General features: G+C 48.8%; 18 protein-coding genes and 1 riboswitch. Of the genes, 10 read left to right on the top strand and 8 right to left on the bottom strand.

Going from position 1 to position 24,313, the window contains the following annotated elements; genetic code table 11:
- Positions 1 to 254 precede the first annotated feature (254 nt).
- From JZY04_RS16780 to radA, 4 genes are read right to left on the bottom strand one after another with little or no spacing between them, the layout of a single operon-like run.
- Entirely contained in the window at positions 255 to 854 is a 600-nt protein-coding gene (locus JZY04_RS16780) for a response regulator transcription factor (RefSeq protein ID WP_032531771.1), read from the bottom strand.
- Between the two features lie 8 nt (positions 855 to 862).
- Entirely contained in the window at positions 863 to 2,452 is a 1,590-nt protein-coding gene (locus JZY04_RS16775) for an NAD(P)/FAD-dependent oxidoreductase (RefSeq protein WP_122141496.1), read from the bottom strand.
- A 43-nt stretch (positions 2,453 to 2,495) separates the two neighbouring features.
- Complete coding sequence (locus JZY04_RS16770) at positions 2,496 to 2,870, bottom strand: GxxExxY protein (protein WP_005778635.1); 375 nt, start codon at positions 2,868 to 2,870, stop codon at positions 2,496 to 2,498.
- A 54-nt stretch (positions 2,871 to 2,924) separates the two neighbouring features.
- Complete coding sequence (gene radA / locus JZY04_RS16765; RefSeq protein ID WP_005810649.1) at positions 2,925 to 4,292, bottom strand: DNA repair protein RadA; 1,368 nt, start codon at positions 4,290 to 4,292, stop codon at positions 2,925 to 2,927.
- Between the two features lie 610 nt (positions 4,293 to 4,902).
- Here radA and JZY04_RS16760 point away from each other — a divergent pair.
- From JZY04_RS16760 to JZY04_RS16740, 5 genes are all read left to right on the top strand, one after another.
- Positions 4,903 to 5,043, top strand: a complete 141-nt coding sequence (locus tag JZY04_RS16760) for a hypothetical protein (RefSeq protein ID WP_181996227.1) — start codon at positions 4,903 to 4,905, stop codon at positions 5,041 to 5,043.
- A gap of 355 nt (positions 5,044 to 5,398) precedes the next feature.
- On the top strand, positions 5,399 to 7,834 hold the full coding sequence (gene thrA, locus JZY04_RS16755; protein WP_005823094.1) for a bifunctional aspartate kinase/homoserine dehydrogenase I: 2,436 nt from the start codon (positions 5,399 to 5,401) through the stop codon (positions 7,832 to 7,834).
- A 10-nt stretch (positions 7,835 to 7,844) separates the two neighbouring features.
- Entirely contained in the window at positions 7,845 to 9,056 is a 1,212-nt protein-coding gene (locus JZY04_RS16750) for a cofactor-independent phosphoglycerate mutase (protein ID WP_032531726.1), read from the top strand.
- Positions 9,057 to 9,182: 126 nt separating this feature from the next.
- Positions 9,183 to 10,484, top strand: coding sequence for a threonine synthase (gene thrC, locus JZY04_RS16745; protein ID WP_122141498.1), 1,302 nt, complete (start codon positions 9,183 to 9,185; stop codon positions 10,482 to 10,484).
- A 328-nt stretch (positions 10,485 to 10,812) separates the two neighbouring features.
- Positions 10,813 to 11,760: a DMT family transporter gene (locus tag JZY04_RS16740; protein ID WP_032531769.1), complete on the top strand. Its 948-nt coding sequence runs from the start codon at positions 10,813 to 10,815 to the stop codon at positions 11,758 to 11,760.
- On the opposite strand, the gene JZY04_RS16735 is transcribed toward JZY04_RS16740, so the two are convergent.
- The 3 genes from JZY04_RS16735 to JZY04_RS16725 all read right to left on the bottom strand — a co-directional run bounded on the left by JZY04_RS16735 (position 11,714) and on the right by JZY04_RS16725 (position 15,119).
- Positions 11,714 to 12,337, bottom strand: a complete 624-nt coding sequence (locus JZY04_RS16735; protein ID WP_005810634.1) for a thiamine diphosphokinase — start codon at positions 12,335 to 12,337, stop codon at positions 11,714 to 11,716. The two genes, JZY04_RS16740 and JZY04_RS16735, sit on opposite strands and share 47 nt — an antisense overlap.
- On the bottom strand, positions 12,324 to 12,896 hold the full coding sequence (pnuC, locus tag JZY04_RS16730; protein ID WP_005823108.1) for a nicotinamide riboside transporter PnuC: 573 nt from the start codon (positions 12,894 to 12,896) through the stop codon (positions 12,324 to 12,326). Before pnuC ends, JZY04_RS16735 begins: the two co-directional genes overlap by 14 nt.
- Before the next feature lie 3 nt (positions 12,897 to 12,899).
- Positions 12,900 to 15,119, bottom strand: coding sequence for a TonB-dependent receptor (locus JZY04_RS16725; protein WP_122141500.1), 2,220 nt, complete (start codon positions 15,117 to 15,119; stop codon positions 12,900 to 12,902).
- Positions 15,118 to 15,214: riboswitch (TPP riboswitch) on the bottom strand. (Overlaps the previous gene by 2 nt.)
- Positions 15,215 to 15,331: 117 nt before the next feature.
- On the opposite strand from JZY04_RS16725, the gene JZY04_RS16720 reads away from it, so the two are divergent.
- Entirely contained in the window at positions 15,332 to 16,240 is a 909-nt protein-coding gene (locus tag JZY04_RS16720) for a mechanosensitive ion channel family protein (protein WP_122141501.1), read from the top strand.
- Positions 16,241 to 16,310: 70 nt separating this feature from the next.
- Here the strand turns inward: JZY04_RS16720 and JZY04_RS16715 are convergent, their stop codons facing one another.
- Positions 16,311 to 16,550, bottom strand: a complete 240-nt coding sequence (locus JZY04_RS16715; RefSeq protein ID WP_005778611.1) for a hypothetical protein — start codon at positions 16,548 to 16,550, stop codon at positions 16,311 to 16,313.
- A gap of 125 nt (positions 16,551 to 16,675) precedes the next feature.
- Here JZY04_RS16715 and JZY04_RS16710 point away from each other — a divergent pair, with 125 nt between their 5' ends.
- From JZY04_RS16710 to JZY04_RS16695, 4 genes are all read left to right on the top strand, one after another.
- Positions 16,676 to 17,263: an RNA polymerase sigma-70 factor gene (locus JZY04_RS16710; RefSeq protein ID WP_005778610.1), complete on the top strand. Its 588-nt coding sequence runs from the start codon at positions 16,676 to 16,678 to the stop codon at positions 17,261 to 17,263.
- A 61-nt stretch (positions 17,264 to 17,324) separates the two neighbouring features.
- Positions 17,325 to 18,323, top strand: a complete 999-nt coding sequence (locus JZY04_RS16705; protein ID WP_122141502.1) for a FecR family protein — start codon at positions 17,325 to 17,327, stop codon at positions 18,321 to 18,323.
- A gap of 208 nt (positions 18,324 to 18,531) precedes the next feature.
- On the top strand, positions 18,532 to 20,934 hold the full coding sequence (locus JZY04_RS16700) for a glycoside hydrolase N-terminal domain-containing protein (protein WP_122141503.1): 2,403 nt from the start codon (positions 18,532 to 18,534) through the stop codon (positions 20,932 to 20,934).
- A 95-nt stretch (positions 20,935 to 21,029) separates the two neighbouring features.
- Complete coding sequence (locus tag JZY04_RS16695; protein WP_122141504.1) at positions 21,030 to 24,311, top strand: TonB-dependent receptor; 3,282 nt, start codon at positions 21,030 to 21,032, stop codon at positions 24,309 to 24,311.
- Positions 24,312 to 24,313: the final 2 nt, after the last annotated feature.

Genomic DNA, 24,313 nt, shown 5'->3' with positions numbered 1-24,313 from the left:
CTGTATCTTTTCATTGATTCGTTTGCAAAGATGCAGCAAAAAATGTTAAACGGCAATCCTCATTTATTAGGATATATCGGATTCACCACTGATTCACCACAGAGGACACAGAGGGCACAGAGTAAGGTATATAGTGAATATAGGGTAGTGTATATAGGGTACACAGAGCGGACAAGGCGGACAGCGCCCACAGCGCAATCGATAACTCAAAATATCCTCTGTGCCCTCTGTGTCCTCTGTGGTGAATTCCCGGTTTATATCCTGTCCGCCTCCACGTATCCGTTCATCACCGCGTAGATGGTCAGCCCGGAGACCGACTTGATGCCCAACTTCTCGGTGATGTTCTTCCGGTGTGTGATCACCGTAGTCAGGCTGATATTCAGCTTGTCGGCGATTTCTTTGTTGATCAGCCCTTTGGTGATCAGCACCAGCACCTCGATCTCGCGTGCCGAAAGCTCGTGTCCGGTGGCGGCAGGCGGGGCAGGAGGCATGTCCTTCACCGGATAACCGTCGTGGTGCGCGTGCTGGTGGAGTTTCAGGATGTCCTTCACCAACCCCTCTTCCGTCTGGTAGATGTTGAGTATCGGGACGCCCGAAAGCTGGAATTGGTGACTGTCTCCCGCCAGTACGATGGTTTTCCGTTTCCGGGGGAGGAAGAAAGCATTATGCTCCACATATATCTGTGCGGAGATAAAGTAATGAGCGTACATGTCCGGCGTGTCGTCCATCAGTTCGCCGAAACCGGGAAACGTGCGGATGACTGCCATGGGGATCATCCTCTCCAGGATTGTTTTCAGTCCCAGGCTGGTGAGGGTGTTCGCCTCTACGATGGCTATTTCGGGTTGGTGATTCATCATAAGTCCTATTGATTCATAAATTGTGCTACTGCTTCTGCGCATCGTTCTCCATCGATTCCTGCCGAGACGATGCCCCCCGCATAACCGGCCCCCTCACCGCACGGGAAGAGTCCGCGCAGGGTGATGTGCTGCAATGTATCCTTGTCCCGCACGATGCGTACCGGCGATGAAGTCCGTGTCTCTACGCCTATCATCACCGCCTCGTTGGTGAGGAATCCGTGGCTGCTGCGTCCGAACTGCTGGAAACCCTGTGACAGCCGGTCGGTGATGAACTCCGGCATCCAGAAGTGCAGCGGAGAAGAGATAAGCCCCGGGCTGTACGACGATTCCGGTAAGTCGTAACTCAGCTTCCTGCGTGTGAAGTCTGCCATGCGCTGGGCGGGAGCCGTCTGTCGTCTGCCTCCTTGCAGCCAGCACTGGCGCTCCAGCTCTTCCTGAAAGCGCAGCACCGCCAGTTCGGGATGGCTCCCTTCTGCTTCATCGTTCATCGTTAACCGTTCGTCGTTCATGATGTCTTCCGGCTGTATCTCCACCACCATCCCCGAGTTGCTCCACCGGGAGCCACGGTTGGAGGGCGACATTCCATTGACCACCACCTGCTCCGGCCCGCTGGCGGCAGGTACGATAAATCCTCCCGGACACATGCAGAAGCTGTATATCCCCCGGCCTTCCACCTGTGTGACGAAACTGTATTCGGCTGCCGGCAGGTATTTCCCTCTCCCGTTCCGGTTGTGGTATTGGATCTGGTCTATCAGTCCTGCCGGATGTTCCAGGCGTACCCCGACGGCAATGCCTTTCGCCTCGATGGGCACCTTGTTGGCCGCCAGCCATCGGTATACATCCCGTGCCGAGTGCCCTGTCGCCAGAATGACAGGTCCGAGGAATGTCTTGCCCGTCTGGGTTTCAATGCCTTTCACCTCCCCCTTCTCGATGATCAGTGCGTCCATCCGGGTTTCGAAGTGCACCTCACCGCCACATTCGATAATCGTATGACGCATGTTCTCTATCACCCGTGGCAGTTTATCCGTACCGATGTGCGGATGGGCGTCCACCAGGATGGCGGTGGAAGCCCCGTGCTGGCAAAATACGTTCAGTATCTTGTCCACGTTTCCCCGCTTTTTGCTCCGGGTATATAGTTTCCCGTCCGAGTAAGCGCCTGCTCCCCCTTCACCGAAACTATAGTTCGATTCCGGGTCTACCCGGTGCTCCCGGCTGATTTGTGCCAGGTCCTTCTTGCGCTCGCGTACATCTTTGCCACGCTCTACGACGACGGGACGCAGCCCCAGTTCTATCAGTCGCAGTGCGGCAAACAATCCGCCGGGTCCGGCGCCCACAACAATTACCTGTGGCTTGTCTTCCACCTTATTATATATAGTACGTTCGTATTCATCATCCGTCGGCATTTCATTGAGGTATACCCGCACTTTCAGGTTGACGAAGATGGTGCGTTGCCGGGCGTCTATGCTCCGTTTCAGTATGCGGAGAGAGGTTACATCACGCAGGTTCAGCCCTTTCTCCTGAGAAAGGTATGTCTTGAGTTGCTGCTCGTTGGCGGCAATTTCAGGGAGGATTCGTAGTTGGTATTCTTGTATCATAGGTTCACCACAGAGGACGCAGAGGTCACAGAGTTTAATTAGTTTATAATATGAAACGTTTGATGCCGTATTTGAGGCTTGCAACGTTGAAGTTTAATAATAGTCCGTACTTAATATTACTCAATTTCATATAAGTCAGGATTTGGGCAGAATGTACCGGAAGTAGCGCTTCCACGCTTTTTAGCTCTATAATAAGCCGGTCGTCAATTAGTAAGTCCAACCGATAGTCGGTATCCAGTTTACTACCTTTATATATGATAGGCAATTTCTTTTGTCTTTCCACTTTTATGCCAGCTTCGATAATTTCGTGGAATAAGCATGTCTCATAAGTACTTTCTAATAATCCCGCTCCCAGTTGCGTATGTACTTCGAAAGCTAATCCCAGAACCTTGCTGGTAAGTATATTAATCTCTTCCATTCCTATGTCTTTCTATTTTTTAACTCCGTGTCCTCTGTGTCCTCTGTGGTGAACTCATCCGAAGAGTCCCCGGAACGCCTCTTCCACCTTTCTCACCGGCACCAGTTCTATCTTCAGCTTCTTCATGTCGATTCCCTGCATATTATACTTAGGCAGGATAAACCGTTTGAATCCAAGCTTCTCGGCTTCACCGATACGTTGTTCGATTCGGTTCACCGGACGGATTTCACCGGACAACCCGATTTCACCTGCCATACAGACTTCCGGTTCGATGGCGGCATCCATATTGGATGAAAGGATGGCACTGATAACAGCCAGGTCGATGGCAGGGTCGTTCACCTTCAGCCCCCCGGCAATATTTAGAAAGACATCTTTCTGTGCTAACTTGAAGCCGACACGTTTCTCAAGCACAGCCAGCAGCATGTTCATGCGGCGGATATCGAATCCGGTTGCCGAACGTTGCGGATTGCCGTAAACGGCAGAACTGACAAGTGCCTGTGTTTCTATCAGGAACGGCCTGACTCCTTCGATGGCAGATGCGATGGCTACCCCGCTCATGCCTTCGTGATCTTGCGACAGCAACAGCTCCGACGGGTTGCTGACCTGGCGAAGCCCGTCTTGCCGCATCTCGTAAATACCCAGTTCGGCCGTACTGCCAAAGCGGTTCTTGATGCTGCGCAGGATACGGTACATATAATGCTGGTCCCCCTCAAACTGGAGCACGGTGTCTACGATGTGTTCCAGTACCTTCGGACCGGCAATGCTGCCTTCTTTGTTGATATGCCCGATCAGTAATACCGGAGTATGCGTCTCTTTGGCAAAACGGAGAATGGAGGCCGAGCACTCCCGCACTTGCGCGATACTTCCCGGCGAAGACTCGATGCTTTCGGTGGATATGGTCTGTATGGAGTCGATGATTACCAGGTCCGGACGTGTATTCTTAATGTGCACATAGATCTGCTCCAACGACGTTTCGCACACAATCAGGCAGTCGCTCGACGTTTGTGTCAGTCGGTCTGCGCGGAGCTTCAGTTGCCTTGCACTCTCTTCTCCGGAGATGTAGAGTATCCTGCGTTCGGGCATGTGGAGCACGGTTTGAAGTACCAGAGTCGATTTTCCGATACCCGGTTCGCCACCGATCAGCACCAGTGATCCCGGCACCAGTCCGCCGCCCAGTACCCGGTTCAACTCCTCGTCGTGCATGTCGATGCGGGGTTCCTCGTCCGCTTCGATCTCGTTCAGGGTGACAGGTTTGGCTTTAGGCGATTCGATGCCCGATACCGGACGTTTATTCGGAACCTCCTTGCGTACGATTTCTTCTACATAAGTATTCCACTCGCCACACGAAGGACACTTGCCCACCCATTTGGGTGATTCCTGTCCGCAGTTACTGCATACATAAACGGTTTTCTCTTTTGCCATTGATCTCTTGATAAATAGGTCTCAAAGTTACGCATTTCGTCTTTTTCTGCCAAACAGAATATAGCTTTTGACTTTTGAATGCCGGGAAGCCGTTATTCTTTTGGATAAAGCATCTGGCCGATTGTCAGCGAAATGAACGGATTGCTGACTCAATGTCGCCTATTGGCCAGCTTCGCTGACAAGCTTTGTGCGATAAGATTGCATTCCGGAAATGGAACTTGAATAAATATTCCCAAATAACTGCATATTCCGCATTTCCGTCGTTAGTTTATTCGGTTTTAGGGCTTCAGGTTATTAACTTCGTTGCGGTAAGATGCTAACTTCATAGCGGCAGGATGTTAACTTCGTGACGGCACAATGTTAACTTCGTGCAAGTAGAGTGTCAACTTCCTGCCGGCAGAGGCTTCGTTTCTATTGAATAGAGGTTCCGTTCATACCGATTCCAGCGTCTTTTCGGCTGGTTGGTTTGATGGAGAAGGCAGATTTGGAGTAGCATAAAGAATCTGTTTAGCCTTTCAATTGTATTGAATGATACTATAAAGGATAATCTGCTTTGTTTTTGACGGAATTTTCCGGATATGACAATCAAACAGATAACTGGCTAAACGGTATGGCTGCATTTTTTGCAAGCTCCCTTGGCATTCGTTCGGAAAAACAGATTCTGAGCCTTTATGAATATCATTTAGACAAATCGGTACTTCTGCCTTCCGGCATTCATCTGAAGCATTTGCAGGCGTACTTTGTCCGGTAAGTATCTGTTTTCTGGTAAAAACTATACTTTTATCGCAAAATAATCGCAAAAAGTGATAGATTGAATGAAATTATTCTTATTTTTGCAACATCTTATCAAAATCAAAAGTAGAAACAGAGACAATGATGCATTACTATCCACATACAGTCACATCGATGTGTATCCTGATGATCGGGACACAGGGGACAATGGGGATGACCCTTAGGGGTTAATATATAGTATGATGTGTATCTACGTGATTCACGCTTACAGGAAGTAAGCAAAACTCAATTTTATATTTTATTATTTGTATCAACAAAAGTGGTTTTGTATGCCTTAAGGAGCGTACAAAGCATTCCATTAAATAAGTATCTGCATGAAAGTAATGAAATTCGGCGGAACGTCCGTAGGTTCCGTGAACAGCATTTTAAGCGTAAAGAAAATCGTAGAGTCTGCCGGTGAGCCGGTAATTGTTGTAGTGTCCGCATTGGGCGGGATCACTGACCAGTTGATTAGTACTTCCCGAATGGCCGCCACCGGCGATGCAGCTTACGAAGGGGCATATCGGGAAATAGTACGCCGTCACGAAGAAATGGTAAAGGGAGTGATTCCTGCCGGAGAAACTCAAACTTTGTTGCACTATCAGGTGAATGAATTGCTTGATGAACTGAAAGATATTTTTCAGGGCATTTATCTGATTAAAGACCTTTCCCCGAAAACATCCGATACCATTGTCAGCTATGGTGAACGCCTGTCTTCACTGATTGCGTCGCGGCTGATTCAGGGGGCTGTGTGGTTCGATTCACGCACTTTTATCAAGACAGAAAAGAAACACAATAAGCATACACTGGATACGGAACTGACCAATCGGTTGGTGCGGGAGGCTTTCAAAGAGATTCCACAGGTATCACTCGTACCGGGATTTATTTCTTCTGATAAGGTTTCGGGAGACGTGACCAATCTGGGACGCGGTGGCTCCGACTATACTGCCGCCGTTATTGCCGCAGCCCTCGGTGCCGATAGCTTGGAGATATGGACAGATGTGGATGGCTTTATGACTGCCGATCCGCGGGTGATCAGTACGGCCTACACCATCAGTGAGCTGACCTATGTTGAAGCGACGGAGCTCTGTAACTTCGGTGCAAAAGTGGTTTATCCGCCTACCATCTATCCGGTGTGTCACAAGAATATACCGATTCTGATTAAAAACACATTCAATCCGGATGGGCAGGGAACGGTGATCAAGCAGAATGTAGACCATACGAAGAGCAAGGCCATCAAAGGTATTTCGTCTATCAACGACACGAGCCTGATTACGGTGCAAGGTTTGGGTATGGTGGGGGTGATCGGTGTAAACTACCGCATCTTTAAGGCGTTGGCAAAGAACGGCATCAGTGTGTTCCTCGTTTCGCAGGCTTCCTCAGAGAACAGTACCTCTATCGGCGTGCGTAATGCCGATGCCGATCTGGCTTGTGAGGTGCTGAACGAAGAGTTTGCCAAAGAGATCGAGATGGGTGAGATCTCGCCTATCCAGGCAGAAAAGAACCTGGCTACCGTGGCTATCGTAGGTGAGAATATGAAACATACACCGGGTATTGCCGGAAAGCTGTTCGGCACGCTGGGACGGAATGGTATCAACGTGATTGCCTGTGCGCAGGGAGCGTCCGAAACCAATATATCGTTTGTGGTCGATTCAAAATCACTGCGTAAATCGCTGAACGTGATCCACGACTCTTTCTTCCTCTCGGAATACCAGGTGCTCAACCTCTTTATCTGCGGTGTGGGTACGGTGGGTGGAAGCCTTGTCGAACAGATACGCCAGCAACAGAAGAAACTGATGATGGAGAATGGGCTGAAACTGCATGTGGTGGGTATCATCGATGCGACGAAAGCGATGTTCAGCCGTGCCGGATTCGACTTGGGCAACTATCGTGAGGAGTTGAAAGAGAAAGGAACCGACAGTTCGCTGGACACTATCCGCGAAGAGATTATCGGCATGAACATATTCAACTCAGTATTTGTGGATTGTACGGCCAGTCCGGACATTGCATCTTTGTATAAGGACTTCCTGCAACACAACATCTCTGTGGTGGCGGCCAATAAGATCGCTGCTTCGTCGGCTTACGAGAATTACCGCGAACTGAAGCTGATAGCCCGTCAGCGTGGTGTGAAATATCTGTTTGAAACCAACGTGGGTGCCGGACTTCCGATTATCAATACCATCAATGACTTGATACATAGCGGTGACAAGATCCTGAAAATCGAAGCCGTCCTTTCGGGCACACTGAACTATATCTTCAATAAGATCAGTGCCGATGTGCCTTTCAGCCGTACCATCAAGATGGCGCAGGAGGAACGCTACTCCGAACCTGATCCGCGTATCGACCTTAGTGGCAAGGATGTGATCCGTAAGCTGGTGATCTTGGCCCGCGAAGCCGGATATAAGCTGGAGCAGGAAGAGGTTGAAAAGAACCTGTTTGTGCCGAACGACTTTTTCGAAGGTTCGCTGGAAGACTTCTGGAAGAAGGTACCCAGTCTGGATGCTGACTTCGAAGCCCGTCGCAAGGTGCTCGAAAGCGAGAATAAACATTGGCGTTTCGTTGCCAAGCTGGAAAACGGTAAGGCATCCGTAGGCTTGCAGGAAGTGGACCGCAACCATCCTTTCTACGGACTGGAGGGCAGCAACAACATCATCCTGCTGACTACCGAGCGCTATAAGGAATACCCGATGATGATTCAGGGATACGGTGCGGGTGCCGGAGTGACAGCCGCCGGTGTGTTTGCCGACATCATGAGTATTGCAAACGTATAAAAAGAAGCTTATGAAACACATCATCCTGTTAGGCGATGGAATGGCCGACTGGCCTGTGAAATCGTTGGGAGGCAAGACGCTCCTGCAATATGCAAAAACGCCTTATATGGATAAACTGGCCCGCATGGGACGGGTCGGACGGTTGGTGACCGTAGCCGACGGGTTTCATCCGGGAAGTGAAGTAGCCAACATGTCGGTTTTGGGATACAATCTTCCGCAGGTATACGAGGGGCGCGGGCCGCTCGAGGCCGCCAGTATCGGTGTAGATCTGCAGCCGGGCGAGATGGCGATGCGTTGCAACCTGATTTGTACGGAAGGGGATATCCTGAAGAACCATTCGGCCGGGCATATCACCACGGAAGAGGCGGATGTGTTGATTCAATATCTTCAGGAGAAGTTAGGTGACGACCGGGTGCGGTTTCATACCGGTGTGCAATACCGCCATTTGCTGGTGGTGAAAGGGGGGAACAAGCAGCTGGACTGCACTCCGCCGCACGATGTGCCTTTAAAGCCTTTCCGTCCGCTGATGGTGAAACCGCTGGTGCCGGAGGCCGAAGAGACAGCCGGCTTGCTCAACGAACTGATCCTGAAGTCGCAGGAACTGCTGAAGGATCATCCGCTGAACCTGAAGCGGATGGCCGAAGGCAAGGACCCTGCCAACAGTATCTGGCCGTGGAGTCCGGGTTATCGTCCGCAGATGGAACGTCTGTCCGATACATTTCCGCAAGTGAAGAGGGGAGCCGTAATCTCGGCTGTCGATCTGATCAACGGTATCGGATATTATGCCGGACTGCGCCGCATCGCGGTGGAAGGGGCGACGGGACTGTACGACACCAACTATGAGAATAAGGTAGCCGCCGCATTGGAAGCCTTGAGGACGGATGACTTTGTCTATCTGCACATCGAAGCCAGTGACGAAGCCGGTCACGAAGGTGACGTGGCACTGAAGTTGCGGACCATCGAGAACCTGGACAGCCGTGCCGTAGGCCCTGTCTACGAGGCGGTGAAGGATTGGGACGAACCGGTGGCCATCGCCGTATTGCCCGACCATCCCACTCCTTGCGAGCTGCGCACGCATACTAATGAACCGGTACCGTTTTTCATCTGGTATCCGGGCATCGAACCGGACAGTGTGCAGACTTTCGATGAAATGGCAGCAGTGGAGGGCAGCTACGGACTGATGAAGGAGGATGAGTTTATTAAAGAGTTTATGAATCATTAGCGAATACGGTTCACCACAGAGGACACTGAGGACACAGAGTTTTAATCTCTTGCTTTTCAGTGTATTTAAGAGAAAGATATTCTCTGTGTCCTCTGTGGTGAGTTCAAAACCATAACAAAAGTATCTATGAAATATTATAGCACAAACAAGCAGGCACCGCTTGCTTCACTTGAAGAAGCAGTGGTAAAAGGGCTTGCTTCCGATAAGGGCTTATTTATGCCCATGACCATCCGGCATTTGCCGCAGGAGTTTTACGACGAGATAGACAGCCTTTCTTTTCAGGAGATCGCATATCGGGTGGCGGATGCCTTTTTTGGCGAAGATGTCCCGACGGAAATATTGAAAGAGATCGTTTATGACACATTGAACTTTGATGTTCCGCTGGTACAGGTTAAGGACAACATCTACTCACTGGAGCTTTTCCACGGTCCCACGCTTGCCTTTAAGGATGTGGGCGGACGGTTTATGGCCCGTTTGCTGAGCTACTTTATCCGCAAGGAAGGCAGGAAGCAGGTGAATGTGCTGGTGGCTACCTCCGGAGATACGGGCAGTGCCGTGGCCAATGGCTTTCTGGGAGTGGAAGGCATCCATGTGTATGTGCTCTATCCGAAGGGAAAGGTGAGTGAGATACAAGAAAAACAGTTCACTACGCTGGGGCAGAACATCACGGCACTCGAAGTGGACGGCACTTTCGACGACTGTCAGGCGCTGGTGAAAGCGGCCTTTATGGATAGTGAACTGAACGAGCGGTTGTTGCTGACTTCGGCCAACTCCATCAATGTGGCCCGTTTCCTGCCGCAGGCTTTCTATTACTTCTACGCTTACGCACAGTTGAAACGGGCGGGACGGGCAGCGAATGCCGTCATCTGCGTGCCGAGCGGAAACTTCGGAAACATTACGGCAGGCTTGTTCGGTAAGAAGATGGGGTTGCCCATCCGGCGTTTTATCGCTGCCAATAACAGGAATGACATTTTCTATCAATACTTGCAGACGGGGCAGTACAATCCTTGTCCGTCGGTTGCTACCATTGCCAATGCGATGGATGTGGGCGACCCGAGTAACTTTGCCCGTGTACTCGATCTGTATGGTGACTCGCATGCGGCTGTCGCAGCCGAGATTTCCGGTGCGACGTATACCGACGGGCAGATCCGTGAGACTGTGAAAACCGTATGGCAGGAGACCGGCTATCTGCTCGATCCCCACGGTGCATGCGGCTTCCGTGCCTTGGAAGAGGGCTTGCAGCCGGGTGAGACAGGTGTTTTCCTGGAGACGGCCCATCCGGCAAAATTCTTGCAGACGGTTGAGGCCATCATCGGTACTGAGGTCGAGATACCTGCCAAGCTCCGGGCATTTATGAAAGGTGAGAAGCAAAGCTTGCCGATGACGAAGGAGTTTGCCGATTTCAAGAGCTACCTGCTGGGCAGGTAGAAACTCACCCCTAAGGGCACAGGGTGACACATGAGGGCACAGGGTGACGCAGACGATTTATGTCATGGATTATTGACGTGAATACTCTGTGCCGCTCTGTGCCTTCGGTGGTGAAATATGCTTTTTCCCCCGCCGCCGGCTTTTCCCCCGGATTCGCTTCCGCGCGCACGCGGTTTTTTTTCGTTCCACATGCGGGTGAAAGTCGGTTCTTGTGTAAAACTAAATAACTGGAATCCGCTTCCCGCTCCAGGCTTTATCGCCCTCCTTTTCCCGAACTTTCCGCCGCCTCTTTTGTTGTACCCCAATAAAACCTAACCCCTCGTGTATGATGAAGAATAAAAAAGTGGAGGCCAATCTGAGCATGGTGGTGTCCAAAACCTTTAGCGGATTGAATATGAATGCGTTGAAATACCTGCTTCCCGTGTGGGTCAGCCCTCTTTCGGGAGTGGCCCTCCGGTGCGTGTTTGCCGCCGTTGCTTTCTGGATCATCGGAATGTTTGTCAAGCCCGAGACTTCTACCCGCAAAGAAAAGATCTACCTTTTCCTCCTTGGTGCGTTGGGCATTTACGGTTTTATGTTTCTCTATCTGGTGGGGCTGAGTAAGACGACCCCCGTCTCCAGTTCCATTTTCACCAGTCTCCAGCCCATTTGGGTGTTTGTCATCGCCGTCGTCTTCTTCAAAGAGAAAATCAGCGTCCTGAAGGTTGCCGGCATCTCCCTCGGACTCGGCGGGGCCATCCTCTGTATCCTGGCACAAAAGAGTGACGACTTGGCTTCGGACGCCCTGACGGGGAACGTGCTGTGCCTGTTGAGTTCGATTGCCTATGCCATCTATCTGGTGGCGAGCAACCGTATCCTGAAATCGGTCGGGATGTTTACGGTGCTGAAGTATACCTTTGCCGGAGCGGCCTTTTCGAGCATTCTGGTCTCTGCCATCACCGGTTTTCACGCACCGGTATTTTCCGGACCGGTGCATTGGTTTCCGTTGTCTGTTCTCCTGTTCGTCCTAATTTTCCCTACGGTCGTCAGTTATCTGCTGGTGCCCATAGGACTGAAATATCTGAAGACTACCGTAGTTGCCATTTATGGTTATCTGATTCTGATGGTGGCCACCATCGTTTCCCTGTTGGTCGGGCAGGACCGCTTCAGCTGGGCGCAGACCATTGCCATCGGCATGATATGCATCAGTGTCTATCTGGTCGAGGTGGCGGAAACGAAGGAGAAACCTCTCAGTAATTCAGATAAACCAGGTAGTCTCCCTCCGCATGGATCGTGAATTCGTCACCTGTCGCCTCGTTCAGTGTCCCTTGCCACCAGTTGTCGAAGTCGCTGAGCGGGTATACCAATCCCTCTCCTCTGAGTCCGGTGGCACCGAAGTTAAAGACAGAGACCTGTTGTCCGGGGCGTGATTTGAAAGTGTTCCGTCCCGATGCGGGGACGAACATGCCATGATCGGTCAGCATCGTCACCTGTGCTCCCACCTTCATATAATCCACCAGCAGGCTGATGTTTCCCAATGTATGGTCTTCCCGTTTGCCGGTTGCACCTACAAGGATGATCACCTTCTTGCCTTGGTCCAGCAGGAAATGGACCGCTTTGGTCTGATCGTTCGTCTCCTGGTCGTCTATCTGATGGAATATTTCCCTGAAACGGTCTTTATTCTCCGCCGAGAGGGAGTCCCCGTCACCGATGATGGCATTCGGGATGAATCCCCGGCGGATGTGTTCATCGGCCGATCCGTCACAGCATACCACATAGGGAGCCATGATCAGCATGGTTTCGGGCATGGAGTGGGTTGGATATTCGCCGTTGCCCAGTATCACGGCATCCATATCGATATCATTTACTTTCATAGTGCATCATTTGTTTCCATTTAAAGTAGCCAAAGATAGCAATTATTGAGTAAAGTCCGTAAAGGGCGGATGTGAAATAAAGCTCTTTGTAGATGTAGAGTCCGCAGCATACCACGTCGACCAGTATCCATGCCCACCATTGTTCTACGTATTTGCGCGCCAGCATCCACATGCCGATGATGCTCAGTGCCGTGGTAAACGAATCGAGCCAGGGTACGTTGCTGTCCGTGAACCGGATCAGTATCCAGGCAATGCCGAGGAAGGCTGCTAAGAATACCGCGGTCAGCGGAAGATACCTTTTCAGCGGAGTATGTGTGATGGGGAGTTCGGCTTTCGACTCCCGGCCGGCACCCCGCATCCAGACAATCCATCCGTAAACGGCCGCCAGCAGATAGTAGATGTTGATTCCGAAGTCGGCATACAGTCCCGCCCGGTAGTAGACGAAGATGTAGATGGCAGGCATGATGATGCCCGCTATCCAAAGGTAAATGCTGGCACGGTATTCCAGCCAGAGATAAATCAGCCCGATCAGGGTGCCTGTGATTTCGAGGTAGTTCATGGCTTAAAAGCGGATGGAAATGTTACCCATTACATTCGTTCCGGCCTGTGCGGCGTAGCCGGCATAGTTGTAGCGCTCTACCTCTCCTTTTACTATTTTATAACCGCTGCCTGCATATCCGTTGTTTTCGTACTCGGCATTGAAGAGGTTGTAGATGGTGAATCCTGCCGTAACCGACTTTACGTGAGGGAGCTTGAAGGTGTAAGCCAGGTTGAGGTTGCTCACGAAATAGGTGTCCAGCGTCTGGTCAGCCTGTCTGGCATTGCTCATGTACTGCTTGCTGACGTATTGTGATTGCAAGGCGACCTCGAATCCCCGGTAGCTGAACGAGAAGCGGTTGTTCAGGATCAGGTCCGGCGAGAAGGCAATCGGTGTATTTCCGTGGCTGACCTCGATCGGATTCTTCCATTCGTCTTCATACAGTTTTTCGGTGAAGTTCTTCACCCGGTTTTTGCTCAGTGTACCATTGATGTCCCACTGGAACCATTGGCAGGGCTTCACACCCAGCATCAGTTCCATTCCCATCCGGTAACTGTCGGGCACGTTGCGCGCCATAGCCTCGCCTATCTCGTTCAGCTCTCCGGTCAGTACCAACTGGTCTTTGTAGTCCATATAATAGAAGTTGGCCCCGGCGCTCAGCCAAGTGTTCCGGTAGGTATATCCTAACTCATAGTCGAGTAGTTTTTCCGCCTTTGGATACTCGTCCGCGTTGCCGTCGGTATAGTTGTTCCGTGTAGGTTCTTTCTGGGCGATGGAGAACGATGCGTAAACCCGGTTGTTGGCGTCTATGTCCCAGTTCAGCCCGGCTTTCGGGTTGAAAAAGTTGAAGTGATCGTTTACCGCCAGTTTTTGCAGGGCGTCCGCGTTGTAGTCAAACTTATCGTTGTCGCCGTTTATCTTATAGTTGATGTAGCGGTATTGCAGGTCGGCGTACGCATTGAGCCCCGCCACCAGATTATAGTTGGCTTTCAGATAGAGGTTGCCGTCCGTCTTCTTCGCTTTATTCCGGTAATATTCGTGGTCGGGGAGCAGTTCGCCGATGTAGTTTTTCACCCAGATCACCCGTCCGAAGTGCCATCCGTCATAATGGTTCAGCGCACCTCCCAGTGAAGCGTTCAGCTTTCCGTTCTGGTAATTTACCGAGAACACGCCGCCACCGAAGTGGTTGTCCATTTTCTTCTGGCGGATCAGGTCGCTCTTGTCCACCTCTTTGCCGTCGTGCATGAAAGGTGGCAGGCGATACTCCTTCAGTGTCCGGTCCTCCTTATACTCCTGATAATATCCGTCTCCTTTCGTATAATGGAGTGCTGCGTTCAGGTTCCATTCCGGCGAGAAAGTGTGGTTCAGCAAGAGCTGGTAGTTCATTTGCAGATAGTTGTCCGTCTGGTCTTTGTAGAAACGGATGTTGCCGTCATCATCCGTGTACATGCCGCACGAGTTGAAACGTCGTCCGTACTTCTCCATTTCTTCCTTGCTGGCATAATTCCAGGCATGATACGTTTTCTCTTTTCCGCCGAAAGTGATGAACTTCACCGAAGTGTTGTCGGCGAAATATCCCCCCTGTGCATAAAAAGAATAAAGGTCTACCGAAGCCCGGTCGATGTATCCGTCCGTACCGATGTTGGACAGGCGGGCATCGAAGGCCCAATGGTCGTTCAACAGTCCGGTACCGAATTTTACCGTTTCTTTGTGCGCATTGAAGGTTCCGTACGAAGCATTCAGTTCGGCATATGGCTTCATCGAAATCCCCTCCGTCTGCATATTCACGCTGGCACCGAAAGCACCGGCACCGTTGGTCGAAGTTCCCGCACCGCGTTGCACCTGTATATCCTTCACCGATGAGGCAAAGTCGGGCATGTTCACCCAGAAAAGCGTATGGCTTTCGGCATCGTTCATCGGAATGCCGTTGGCGGTGATGTTGATACGTGTCCCGTCCGTTCCGCGCACACGCAGGGTGGTATAGCCGATGCCTGCCCCCGCATCACTGGTGGTCAGTGCCGAAGGTGTCATACTGAGCAGATACGGGATATCTTGCCCGAAGTTCTGCTTTTTGAGTTCCTCTTTCGACACGTTGGTAAATGCTACGGGAGTCTTCGAAGTGGCACGTGTGGATACTACCTGCACCTCTTGCAGGTTTACTACTTTCAAGCTGTCTGTCTCGCCCGCTTGCGCGAAGACGCTTGCTCCGGCTATCAGACAGCCGGCAAAAATCATCTTTTTCATGTTGCTAATTTATTTTTCTCTACGCCGGCATTACCCGGATCAGGTCAAAGGGTATGTTCTCAGCCCGTCATGTTAAGGCACCCCTACTCAGTGAATCGGTGGCAAATTTACGCTTTTTGGGCGTGTTAAGCAAGAAACACTTCGCTATTTGATAAAAACATTGTAGCTTTGTCTGCTGTTATTAAATGAAAAACTTCTAAAATTGTACTATTATGCTACTATTCTTTCAAGCCGCGCAACAAGTGGCAGACTCTCTGCAGGTGGCGGCCGATAAGCTTGATCAGGCCATTGCACAGGCCGATGGACTGGATAAACTGGCTCTGGTTACCCAGCAGTTGATCGATTCGGGTATACAGGCCGGAGGCCACATCCTGAAGGCTGTGATTGTCTTTCTGGTCGGACGTTTTCTGATCCGGATGCTGAACCGACTTGTAAGGCGTCTTATGGATAAGAGAAATGTCGATATCAGTATCAAAACTTTTGTAAAGAGCCTCGTTAATATCCTTCTCACCGTATTGCTGATTATTTCCGTGGTAGGTGCATTAGGAGTGGAAACCACTTCGTTCGCCGCTCTGCTGGCTTCTGCCGGTGTGGCTGTCGGTATGGCTCTTTCGGGCAATCTGCAGAACTTTGCCGGCGGACTGGTCATCCTGCTGTTCAAGCCTTATAAGGTGGGCGACTGGATAGATGCACAGAACGTTTCCGGTACTGTCAAGGAAATCCAGATCTTCCACACTATCCTGACCACTGCCGACAATAAATTGATTTATGTTCCGAACGGTGCACTGAGCAGTGGGGTCGTGACTAATTACAGCAATCAGACAACCCGGCGGGTAGAGTGGATTGTCGGTGTGGATTACGGTGAAGATTATAATAAGGTTGAGAAGGTGGTACGTGAGGTGCTGGCTGCCGATAAGCGTATCCTGGATGATCCTGCTCCCTTTATAGCTCTCCATGCCCTGGATGCGAGCAGTGTGAACGTGGTGGCCCGTGTCTGGGTGAACAGTGCCGATTATTGGGGAGTGTATTTCGATATTAACAAGGCGATCTATGCTACATTCAACGAACAAGGCATTAACTTCCCCTTCCCTCAACTCACAGTTCATCAGGCACCCAACTGATAACTCATGCAAAAAGGGTGGCTACTTCGTCGGAGGTAACCACCCTTTTTCAAGATTTATATTTAACCGATTAACACACTCCAAAATCTTCTGTCGGATCATACGTGTTGTCTGTGATGCCTAACAGATGGTTTATCTCTCTCCGCTTATCCAAATCCTTGAAATAGGTTTCTACCACTTTGTAAAGATCGAAACTGAATGTAGATCCGGCTGCCATATCCAATGACTCTACCATCTGTTCTACTGCCTGGTGGATTCTTTCTTGATCGATCAGGTGCAGCTCATTACTGTGAATAAGATATTTTTCCATAACCGTTGTTGTTTTAAATTTCTACAGATAAAACATTCTGAAAGAGTATAAGGTTCAATCTGTTTTTTCTTATCTTTGCGGTCTCTGTATTTTGCCTTAAATCTTTAAGTGGGGAATATTCGATAATGAATCAGTTCTTAGACTTTGACCAGAAACTGTATGCAGAACTTCGTAAAGGTAGCGAGCATGCTTTCGTTACTGTTTTCCGGCAGTACAATCGCTTGTTGTATGCATTGGCCTATCGGTATTTCAAATCCGGTGAAGAAGCCGAAGATGCCGTACAATACACCTTTATGAAACTGTGGGAACAGCGGGAAAGGTTTGACTTTCAGTCCGGAATCCGGAGTTTATTATTTACTATTTTAAAGAACTACATACTGAATGAATTACGACATCGTAACCTTGTTTTCGAGAAACACTATGAAATGGCCCAGAAAGACGAAGAAGCCGATGATGGTTTCCTGAAAGATTTCGAGGATAAAGACTTCAGGGAGCATCTCCGGGCTGCTATCGGCAAACTCCCCCCTCAAAAGCAAAGAATATGCCGTTTGAAAATAGAGAAAGGGCTTTCCAATCAGGAAATAGCGGACGAGATGCACATCACGGTTCCTACCGTAAAATCACATTATACCCAGGCCATTAAGATACTTCGTGCAGAAATAGAATCGTTGATTGTATTACTTCATGTATTGTGGATTCATTTTTTAGGGTGAGTGTCAACTCATACTTTTAAGTTGGTGAAGTGTTTTTATTAGTAGATAAAGAAAAGTAGAAATGAAAATAGATGATGCGATTATAGATAAGGTGCTCAATAATGAAGCTTCTGCAGAGGAGGCCGGAAAGGTGGCGGAATGGTTTGCTACAGAGAAAGGTAGCCGCTATCTGTCGGAACGGCTGGAAAATGAATCTTTGCGGTTGACGGAAGAGCAGGCCTTGGATTGGCTGGACCATCCGGTGCCGGAAGAACGGATGCGGCAACGCTTTATGGGAGAGATCAAACCACAGAAAAAAACAATATCTTATCGTCGCGGACTGATAGCGGCGGCCGTGTTGATCCCTTTCCTTTTTCTCAGTTTGTCGCTTTGGTTTCTGGCCGACAGAACCGGTGTATTCTCTGCTACGGAGTATGCTGAACTGAAGGTTCCTTGCGGTGAACAGATGCAGGTTGTTTTGCAGGATGGCACGGTCGTACAGTTGAACTCGGATACTCGTTTGCGATATCCCAAACAATTTGGGCTGTTCAATCGTAGTGTTGAGCTGTGGGGAGAAGGTTATTTTGTGGTAGCCAAAGAAAAGAACCGTCCGTTTATTGTTGATCTGAAGGGAATCGAGGTGAAGGTGACCGGAACCAAATTTAATGTGAAGGCATATCCTGCAGAGCAGAATGTATGGGTGACACTGGAAGAGGGCGGAGTTCTGCTAAAGGATTCGAAGCATAAGGAGTACCCTCTTGTACCCGGTCAAAGTGCGGAATATAATAGAAAGTCCGGACGTTGCCAGATATCCGAACCGGAAGATATGAACCAGATCTCTTCCTGGCGTTCCAATAGCCTGAACTTTTATCTCACTCCGCTGAAAGAGATCATAAAAGTGATGGAACGGCAGTATGATGTTCATTTCATAGTGCGTGATTCTACTTTATTGAATAACAGGTTTACTCTGTCTACCAGCAAAGTGAACGTTGATGATGTATTGCGTGATTTGGAGGCGGTTTCATGGATACGTTTCTCACAAACAGAAGACGGGGTGTTCGAAGTCTTGAAGAAAGAATAGATGGATTTCATCATTCCCATATAGATAGATGCAGACCAGACAAAAGGGACTGCATCTATTTTTTTAGATGTACTCTGAAACAGAAGACTCATACTTTCTTTCGGATGAGGTGTTAGCTTATGTGTACTAAAAAGGTCTTTCAGAATATTTATTTTGAGTATGAACCAGATGTCTGTACATAAAGATATCACAATGATTATGTGTTTATATGAAGTATTTGTTTACTTTGTTGATGGCCTGTCTCCCGTTTTCCTTTACTCATGGGATTAAGAGCCATCCATCTTTTCTAAGTTCGTCCGGACGATGGGTAGTTTGGTCCGAAAAACCTGCTGCATCCTGGCAGGATGCATTCGTTACCGGTAATGGAAGTCATGGAACAATGGTGATGGGACAGCCGGGAGAAGAAAGGATTATCTGTGTCCACGAAGAATTATTTATAAGGGGATGGGACCGCAATAAAGTGGCGGTTCCTTGCACCGCTTCTTTGCTCCCGCAAGTACGAAGTCTGATGGAATCAGGAAAAAGTGATGCCGCGGATGCGTTGATGACGAGCGAAGCGGACCGTCAGTTGGTTGCCATGGGAGCCCGCCAACGTTGGCCTTTGATTCCTCATCCGGCTTTCGACCTGTGTATCCGGCATACGGGTATACCTTTACAAACCGAAAAACAGTATAGAAGGCAGCTCGACCTGGAGACTGGAGAAGTGCTCACTTCCTGGTACGAAAACGGGAAGGTGACGGAATCTGTGTTCTCGTCCAGGGAGCATAATGTGAATGTGGTCCGCTTGAAAGCCGATGAGTGTAATAAGATGAATCTGGTGCTGAGTCTGAAAGAGACTCCTGGACGTGAAGGCATGCACTTTGAACATAACTTGGACAGTGCTTTTTCATCGGTGAAAGCAGAAGCCGTGTCGGGTTGGTTATCCTATCGTGCCGGCTATAAATATGATGCCGGCGGCTATGAAGGGTTAGCCCGTGTGACGGTTAAGGGAGGAAGTATGACGGCTGAAGGAGATTCTCTACGGATAACGGACGCTGAAGAGGTGTTGGTGCTCATTAGGATCACTCCTCTGGAGGAGGCCCGTTTATCCGTGCGTTCGTCCGTACAAAAAGAACTGTCGGGTTTGCCGCTTGATTATGGCAAATTGCTGAAACCTCATAGCCGGATACATGGGGAAATGTTCCGTCGCATGCAGTTGGATCTGGGATGTTCGTCCGACTGGAAGACCGTTCCGACTGAGAAAATGCTTTCGACGATTCACGAATGTGGGGTTACTCCTTTGTTTTTGGAGCAGATTCACGCAATGGGCCGTTATCTCTTGATTTCTTCGTCCGGCAAATATCCGCCTCCCTTACAAGGAATTTGGGGAGGAGGCTGGAAACCCGGATGGATTGGCGGATTTGTCTGGGATTCAAATATTAATCTGGCTATTTCGGCAGCATCTATGGGCAACTTGCACGAATGTGCGGAGTCTTATATTGGATATGTCGAAAATCTATTGCCGGGTTGGAGACTGAATGCGAAAAACTACTTGGGATGCCGGGGCTTTCTTGTAGCCCATTACAATGATCCGGAAAACGGATATCTGACCCATTTCGGAAGATCTTTCCCCTGGATGTTCTGGGCAGGTGGGGCCGGTTGGAATATACGGCCATTCTACGAGTATGCTATGCTGACCGGTAACGAGACCTTCCTAAAAGAACACGTATTCCCCCTCTATCGGGAGATGGCCGGTTTTTATGAAGATTATCTTATTATGGGCTGTGACAGCCTTTATCATATCTGTCCGAGTGTTTCACCGGAAAACGCACCTCCCGGAACTGATACCTGGCTGAGCAAAGATGCTACGATGGATGTTGCCATTGCCAGAGAAGTGTTTGATCTGCTTCTGGAGATGGGGCATAAGTTCCATGTGGATAAGAAAGAACTGGAACGGTGGAGTCACTACCTGCAACACTTGCCGGCTTATCGGATAAATAACGATGGAGCATTGGCCGAATGGATTGATCCCTGTTATCCGGATGTGTATAACCACAGACATCTTTCACACTTATATCCGGTGTTTCCCGGTTCCCGGTTGGGTAAGTCAAAAGGAGATCCCCGTCTTATTAAAGCAGCAGGTATAGCTTTGGACAAACGTTTTGCCTTCGATACCGGTTCGGCCCATGGACTAATCCATGTAGCACTACAGGCTGTACGGCTGGGCGATATAGAGAAAGTGAAGACCAATCTGGATCGCTTTTGCCGCCGCCATTATTTATATGACGGACTGGTTACCTCGCATGATCCCGAACATCAGGTTTACAATCTGGATGCGGTTCTGAGTTTTCCGCGTCTTTTGATGGAAATGCTGGTTTATACGGAAGAGGGGAAAATAGAACTACTGCCGGCTTGGCCCCATGAATATGCCGATGGCTGCATAAAAGGGATACAGGTGTACGGTGGACACACATTGGATATTACGTGGAAATCCGGACAGCTGGTGGAAGCCGTCCTGCATGCACGGCAAAACGAGTCCTATGAAGTAGCTTATGGGGATCGGAGAACACGATTACAGCTACGTGAAGGCAAGGCTTATCATTTCTCTGCACATTTTTTTGCAGAAAAATGAAAATGACACTCATACCTTCTTTGGGATGGTGTGTTAGCCTATATAGAAAGGCCTTTTTATAAATCATAAAAATAACTAATTTAATACTGTATGAAATGAAAACAAGAACCAGAACGAAAATGCTGTTGCTCTTAGGAGTTCTTTTATTTGGCTTCACTGTTTCGGCATGGTCACAAAAAGTTTCTTTAAATTTTAATAATGAGAGGGTAGAGAAGGTACTGTCTTCTATAAAAAGCCAGACAGGGTTAGGGCTGGTGTTCAGCGATCAGTTGATCGACGTAAACCGTAAAGTATCCATTCAGTTGAAAGATGCCACTCTGGAGGATGCGTTGACAAAACTATTGGCAGGAACGAAAGTTACTTTTGAGGTAAGAAATAATAAGATTTATTTTATTGAAAAGAAAACGGACCAACAACCCGGTTCCCGGAAGAAGAAGGTATCTGGAGTAGTGAAGGACGCTATGGGGGAACCTGTCATCGGAGCCAATGTTGTTGAAAAAGGAGCAGGCACCAATGGGGTGATAACAAATCTGGATGGGGAGTTTACGCTGGAAGTTCCGGAGAATGCTTCTTTGACTGTCAGTTACATCGGCTATCTGCAACAAGATGTTTCGACAAAAGGGAAGGATGCGTTTAACATCATTCTGAAGGAGGATACCAAAACCCTGGAAGAGGTGGTAGTTGTGGGATACGGTGTTCAGAAGAAAGTGAATCTGACGGGAGCAGTTGCTGCTGTCGATTCCAAATCATTGCAAAACCGTCCGGTGACTAACGTATCGAATGCCATCCAAGGGTTATTGCCCGGTGTGACTGTCATTTCCGGAACCGGACAGCCGGGAAGTGACAATACAACCATTCGTGTGCGTGGTGTCGGGACTTTAAATAACTCTAATCCGATGTATGTTGTGGATGGTTTACCCGTATCCAGTATCAATGAGGTAGATCCCAGCGATATCGAGAATATCTCAGTACTGAAAGATGCTTCTTCAGCAGCTATTTACGGTTCACGTGCGGCAAATGGAGTTATCCTGATTACTACTAAAAAGGGAGGTGATAAAGCACCTACTTTACGTTATGACGGCTATGTGGGCTGGCAGAAACCTACAGCTCTTCCCGAATATCTTCATTCATGGGAATACGCAAAGCTGTACAATAAAGCCATGGTTAATGAAGGTAAGAAACCTATTTATACGGACGAAGAGATTGAAAAGTTCAGAAACGGTTCGGATCCTGACAACTATCCCGATACGGATTGGCAGGGGCTATTCTACAAAACCGGTTTGCAACACAGCCACCGTGCCGAGATTTCGGGAGGTACGGATAAGATGACTTATATGTTCTCTGCCGGTTATCTGGGACAGGACGGTATTATCGATATTGCTAAATACGATCGCTATTCGGTACGGGGTAATATGAATGCCAAGATGGGAAAGTTTACAGCAGGAATGAACCTTTCCTTCACGTATGGTGAGGCACAGGAACCTGTGAGTGGTTTTACCGGTGAGATGTCTAATATCTTTTCACAAATCAACCAGATCGCCCCTTTTATTCCTTATAAATATTCAAACGGATATTATGGATATGCCAATGACGGTAACCCGTTGGCTTTTATCGAGGAAGGCAATTTGCGTACTACCAAGCAACACATCACCAGGGCCATCGGAAATGTGAGCTATGAACCGGTCAAGGGATTGAAGATTCAGGAAATCGTGGGTTATGAATATAAATCGATCTCCGACGAGAAGTTTATTAAAGATATCCAGTATTATAACTGGAAAACAGGAGAGCCTACAAAATATCAGGGACCTAACAGTCAGACTGATGAACGTAAGAATGGGCTGAAATTGAATTTACAGACACTGGTCAGTTATAACAATACGTTTGGCAAACATACTGTAGGTGCACTGGCGGGATACGAACAGGAATATTATCGTGAGGACTGGACTAAGGGATACCGGAAAAACTTCTTGAACAATGATCTTTGGGAATTGAATGCCGGTTCACCTGATGGACAGACAGCCAATGGCTCAGCCAATGAATACGCATTGCGTTCATTCTTTGGGCGTCTGACCTACGACTATGACAATCGCTATTTGGTAGAGGCAAATATCCGTCGTGACGGAACTTCACGCATCTTTAAAGACTCCCGTTGGGGTGTGTTCCCCTCTTTCTCGGGAGCATGGCGAATCATCAATGAACCGTTTATGGAAGGAACCCGCAATGTACTGTCCGATCTGAAGTTGCGTGGAGGTTGGGGCATTCTGGGCAATCAGGCTATTTCTTACTATTCTTATCAATCTGTACTTGATCAAGCCAACTATTCCTTCGGCGGAACAGTTGTACAGGGAGTGGCTCCGGTAGATGGTGCTAACCGTAACCTTGTTTGGGAGACCACAGAAACATTGAACTTCGGACTTGATATGGGATTCTTGGGCAATCAGTACACTTTGTCTATTGAAGGATACCGTAAACTGACTTATGACATTCTGATGAAATTGCCGGTGAGCACCTTGTACGGTCTGAATGCTCCTTACCAGAATGCAGGTAAAGTAAAAAATACCGGTTTTGAAATGACTGCAGGCTATAAACTGAATACTCATGGCTGGAACTTCCAGGTGTCGGCTAATGCTGCATATAACAAGAATGAAGTACTTGACCTGAAGAATGGCGGAGCACGCATCTGGAGCGGTAAGTATTTTAATCAGGAAGGTTATGCCATCAATTCTATCGGAGGATATATTGCGGAAGGACTTTTCAAAACTGAAGAAGAGGTTGCCAATAGCGCTACGATACCCGGTACCGAAACTGCACCCGGTGACATCAAATACCGTGATATCAATAATGATGGAAAAATTGACGGAGAGGATCGTGTTTATATCGGTAATACAATGCCTAAGTGGACTTTCGGGCTGAATCTGTTTGCCGAATGGAAAGGGTTTGATGCTACTTTCCTGTTCCAGGGAGCTGCTGATGTACAAGGGTATCTTGCAGGCCCCGGTGTAGTGGGCGAAATGATCGGAGCAAAAGGTAAGCCGTCTTATATGTACCGTGACTGTTGGGATGCCGAAACCAATCCGAATGGAAAATTCCCGAGAGCATTCTCATCTTATCGGCAGAACAATAGTATCTATAATCCTTCCTCCTTCTGGATTGTCAATTCTTCTTATTTGCGCCTGAAGAACTTCCAATTGGGATATACACTGCCCAAAGAATGGTGTAATGTGATGGGGATTTCGAGAATCAGGGTCTACTATAGTGGGCAGAATCTGCTGACTTTTACCAAGTTTGATAAAGGCTTCGATCCGGAATCACCCGAAGGAGGAAGTTCCTATCCACAGGTCAAGACAAATACTTTTGGTTTAAACATAACTTTTTGATA

This window comes from Bacteroides sp. 11BF, from assembly GCF_019633765.1.
GTDB lineage: Bacteria > Bacteroidota > Bacteroidia > Bacteroidales > Bacteroidaceae > Bacteroides > Bacteroides hominis.
The sequence above is the reverse complement of the archived record's forward strand: the minus strand, read 5'-3'. Positions and strand labels throughout refer to the sequence as shown.

Coding starts and splice junctions, on each gene's coding strand:
- JZY04_RS16750 (WP_032531726.1), top strand. CDS start 7,845: ATGAAACACATCATCCTGTTAGGCGATGGAATGGCCGACTGGCCTGTG.
- JZY04_RS16780 (WP_032531771.1), bottom strand. CDS start 854: ATGAATCACCAACCCGAAATAGCCATCGTAGAGGCGAACACCCTCACC.
- JZY04_RS16725 (WP_122141500.1), bottom strand. CDS start 15,119: ATGAAAAAGATGATTTTTGCCGGCTGTCTGATAGCCGGAGCAAGCGTC.
- thrC (WP_122141498.1), top strand. CDS start 9,183: ATGAAATATTATAGCACAAACAAGCAGGCACCGCTTGCTTCACTTGAA.
- JZY04_RS16710 (WP_005778610.1), top strand. CDS start 16,676: ATGAATCAGTTCTTAGACTTTGACCAGAAACTGTATGCAGAACTTCGT.
- pnuC (WP_005823108.1), bottom strand. CDS start 12,896: ATGAACTACCTCGAAATCACAGGCACCCTGATCGGGCTGATTTATCTC.
- JZY04_RS16700 (WP_122141503.1), top strand. CDS start 18,532: ATGAAGTATTTGTTTACTTTGTTGATGGCCTGTCTCCCGTTTTCCTTT.
- JZY04_RS16775 (WP_122141496.1), bottom strand. CDS start 2,452: ATGATACAAGAATACCAACTACGAATCCTCCCTGAAATTGCCGCCAAC.
- JZY04_RS16695 (WP_122141504.1), top strand. CDS start 21,030: ATGAAAACAAGAACCAGAACGAAAATGCTGTTGCTCTTAGGAGTTCTT.
- JZY04_RS16735 (WP_005810634.1), bottom strand. CDS start 12,337: ATGAAAGTAAATGATATCGATATGGATGCCGTGATACTGGGCAACGGC.
- JZY04_RS16760 (WP_181996227.1), top strand. CDS start 4,903: ATGGCTGCATTTTTTGCAAGCTCCCTTGGCATTCGTTCGGAAAAACAG.
- JZY04_RS16715 (WP_005778611.1), bottom strand. CDS start 16,550: ATGGAAAAATATCTTATTCACAGTAATGAGCTGCACCTGATCGATCAA.
- JZY04_RS16770 (WP_005778635.1), bottom strand. CDS start 2,870: ATGGAAGAGATTAATATACTTACCAGCAAGGTTCTGGGATTAGCTTTC.
- JZY04_RS16720 (WP_122141501.1), top strand. CDS start 15,332: ATGCTACTATTCTTTCAAGCCGCGCAACAAGTGGCAGACTCTCTGCAG.
- thrA (WP_005823094.1), top strand. CDS start 5,399: ATGAAAGTAATGAAATTCGGCGGAACGTCCGTAGGTTCCGTGAACAGC.
- radA (WP_005810649.1), bottom strand. CDS start 4,292: ATGGCAAAAGAGAAAACCGTTTATGTATGCAGTAACTGCGGACAGGAA.
- JZY04_RS16740 (WP_032531769.1), top strand. CDS start 10,813: ATGAAGAATAAAAAAGTGGAGGCCAATCTGAGCATGGTGGTGTCCAAA.
- JZY04_RS16705 (WP_122141502.1), top strand. CDS start 17,325: ATGAAAATAGATGATGCGATTATAGATAAGGTGCTCAATAATGAAGCT.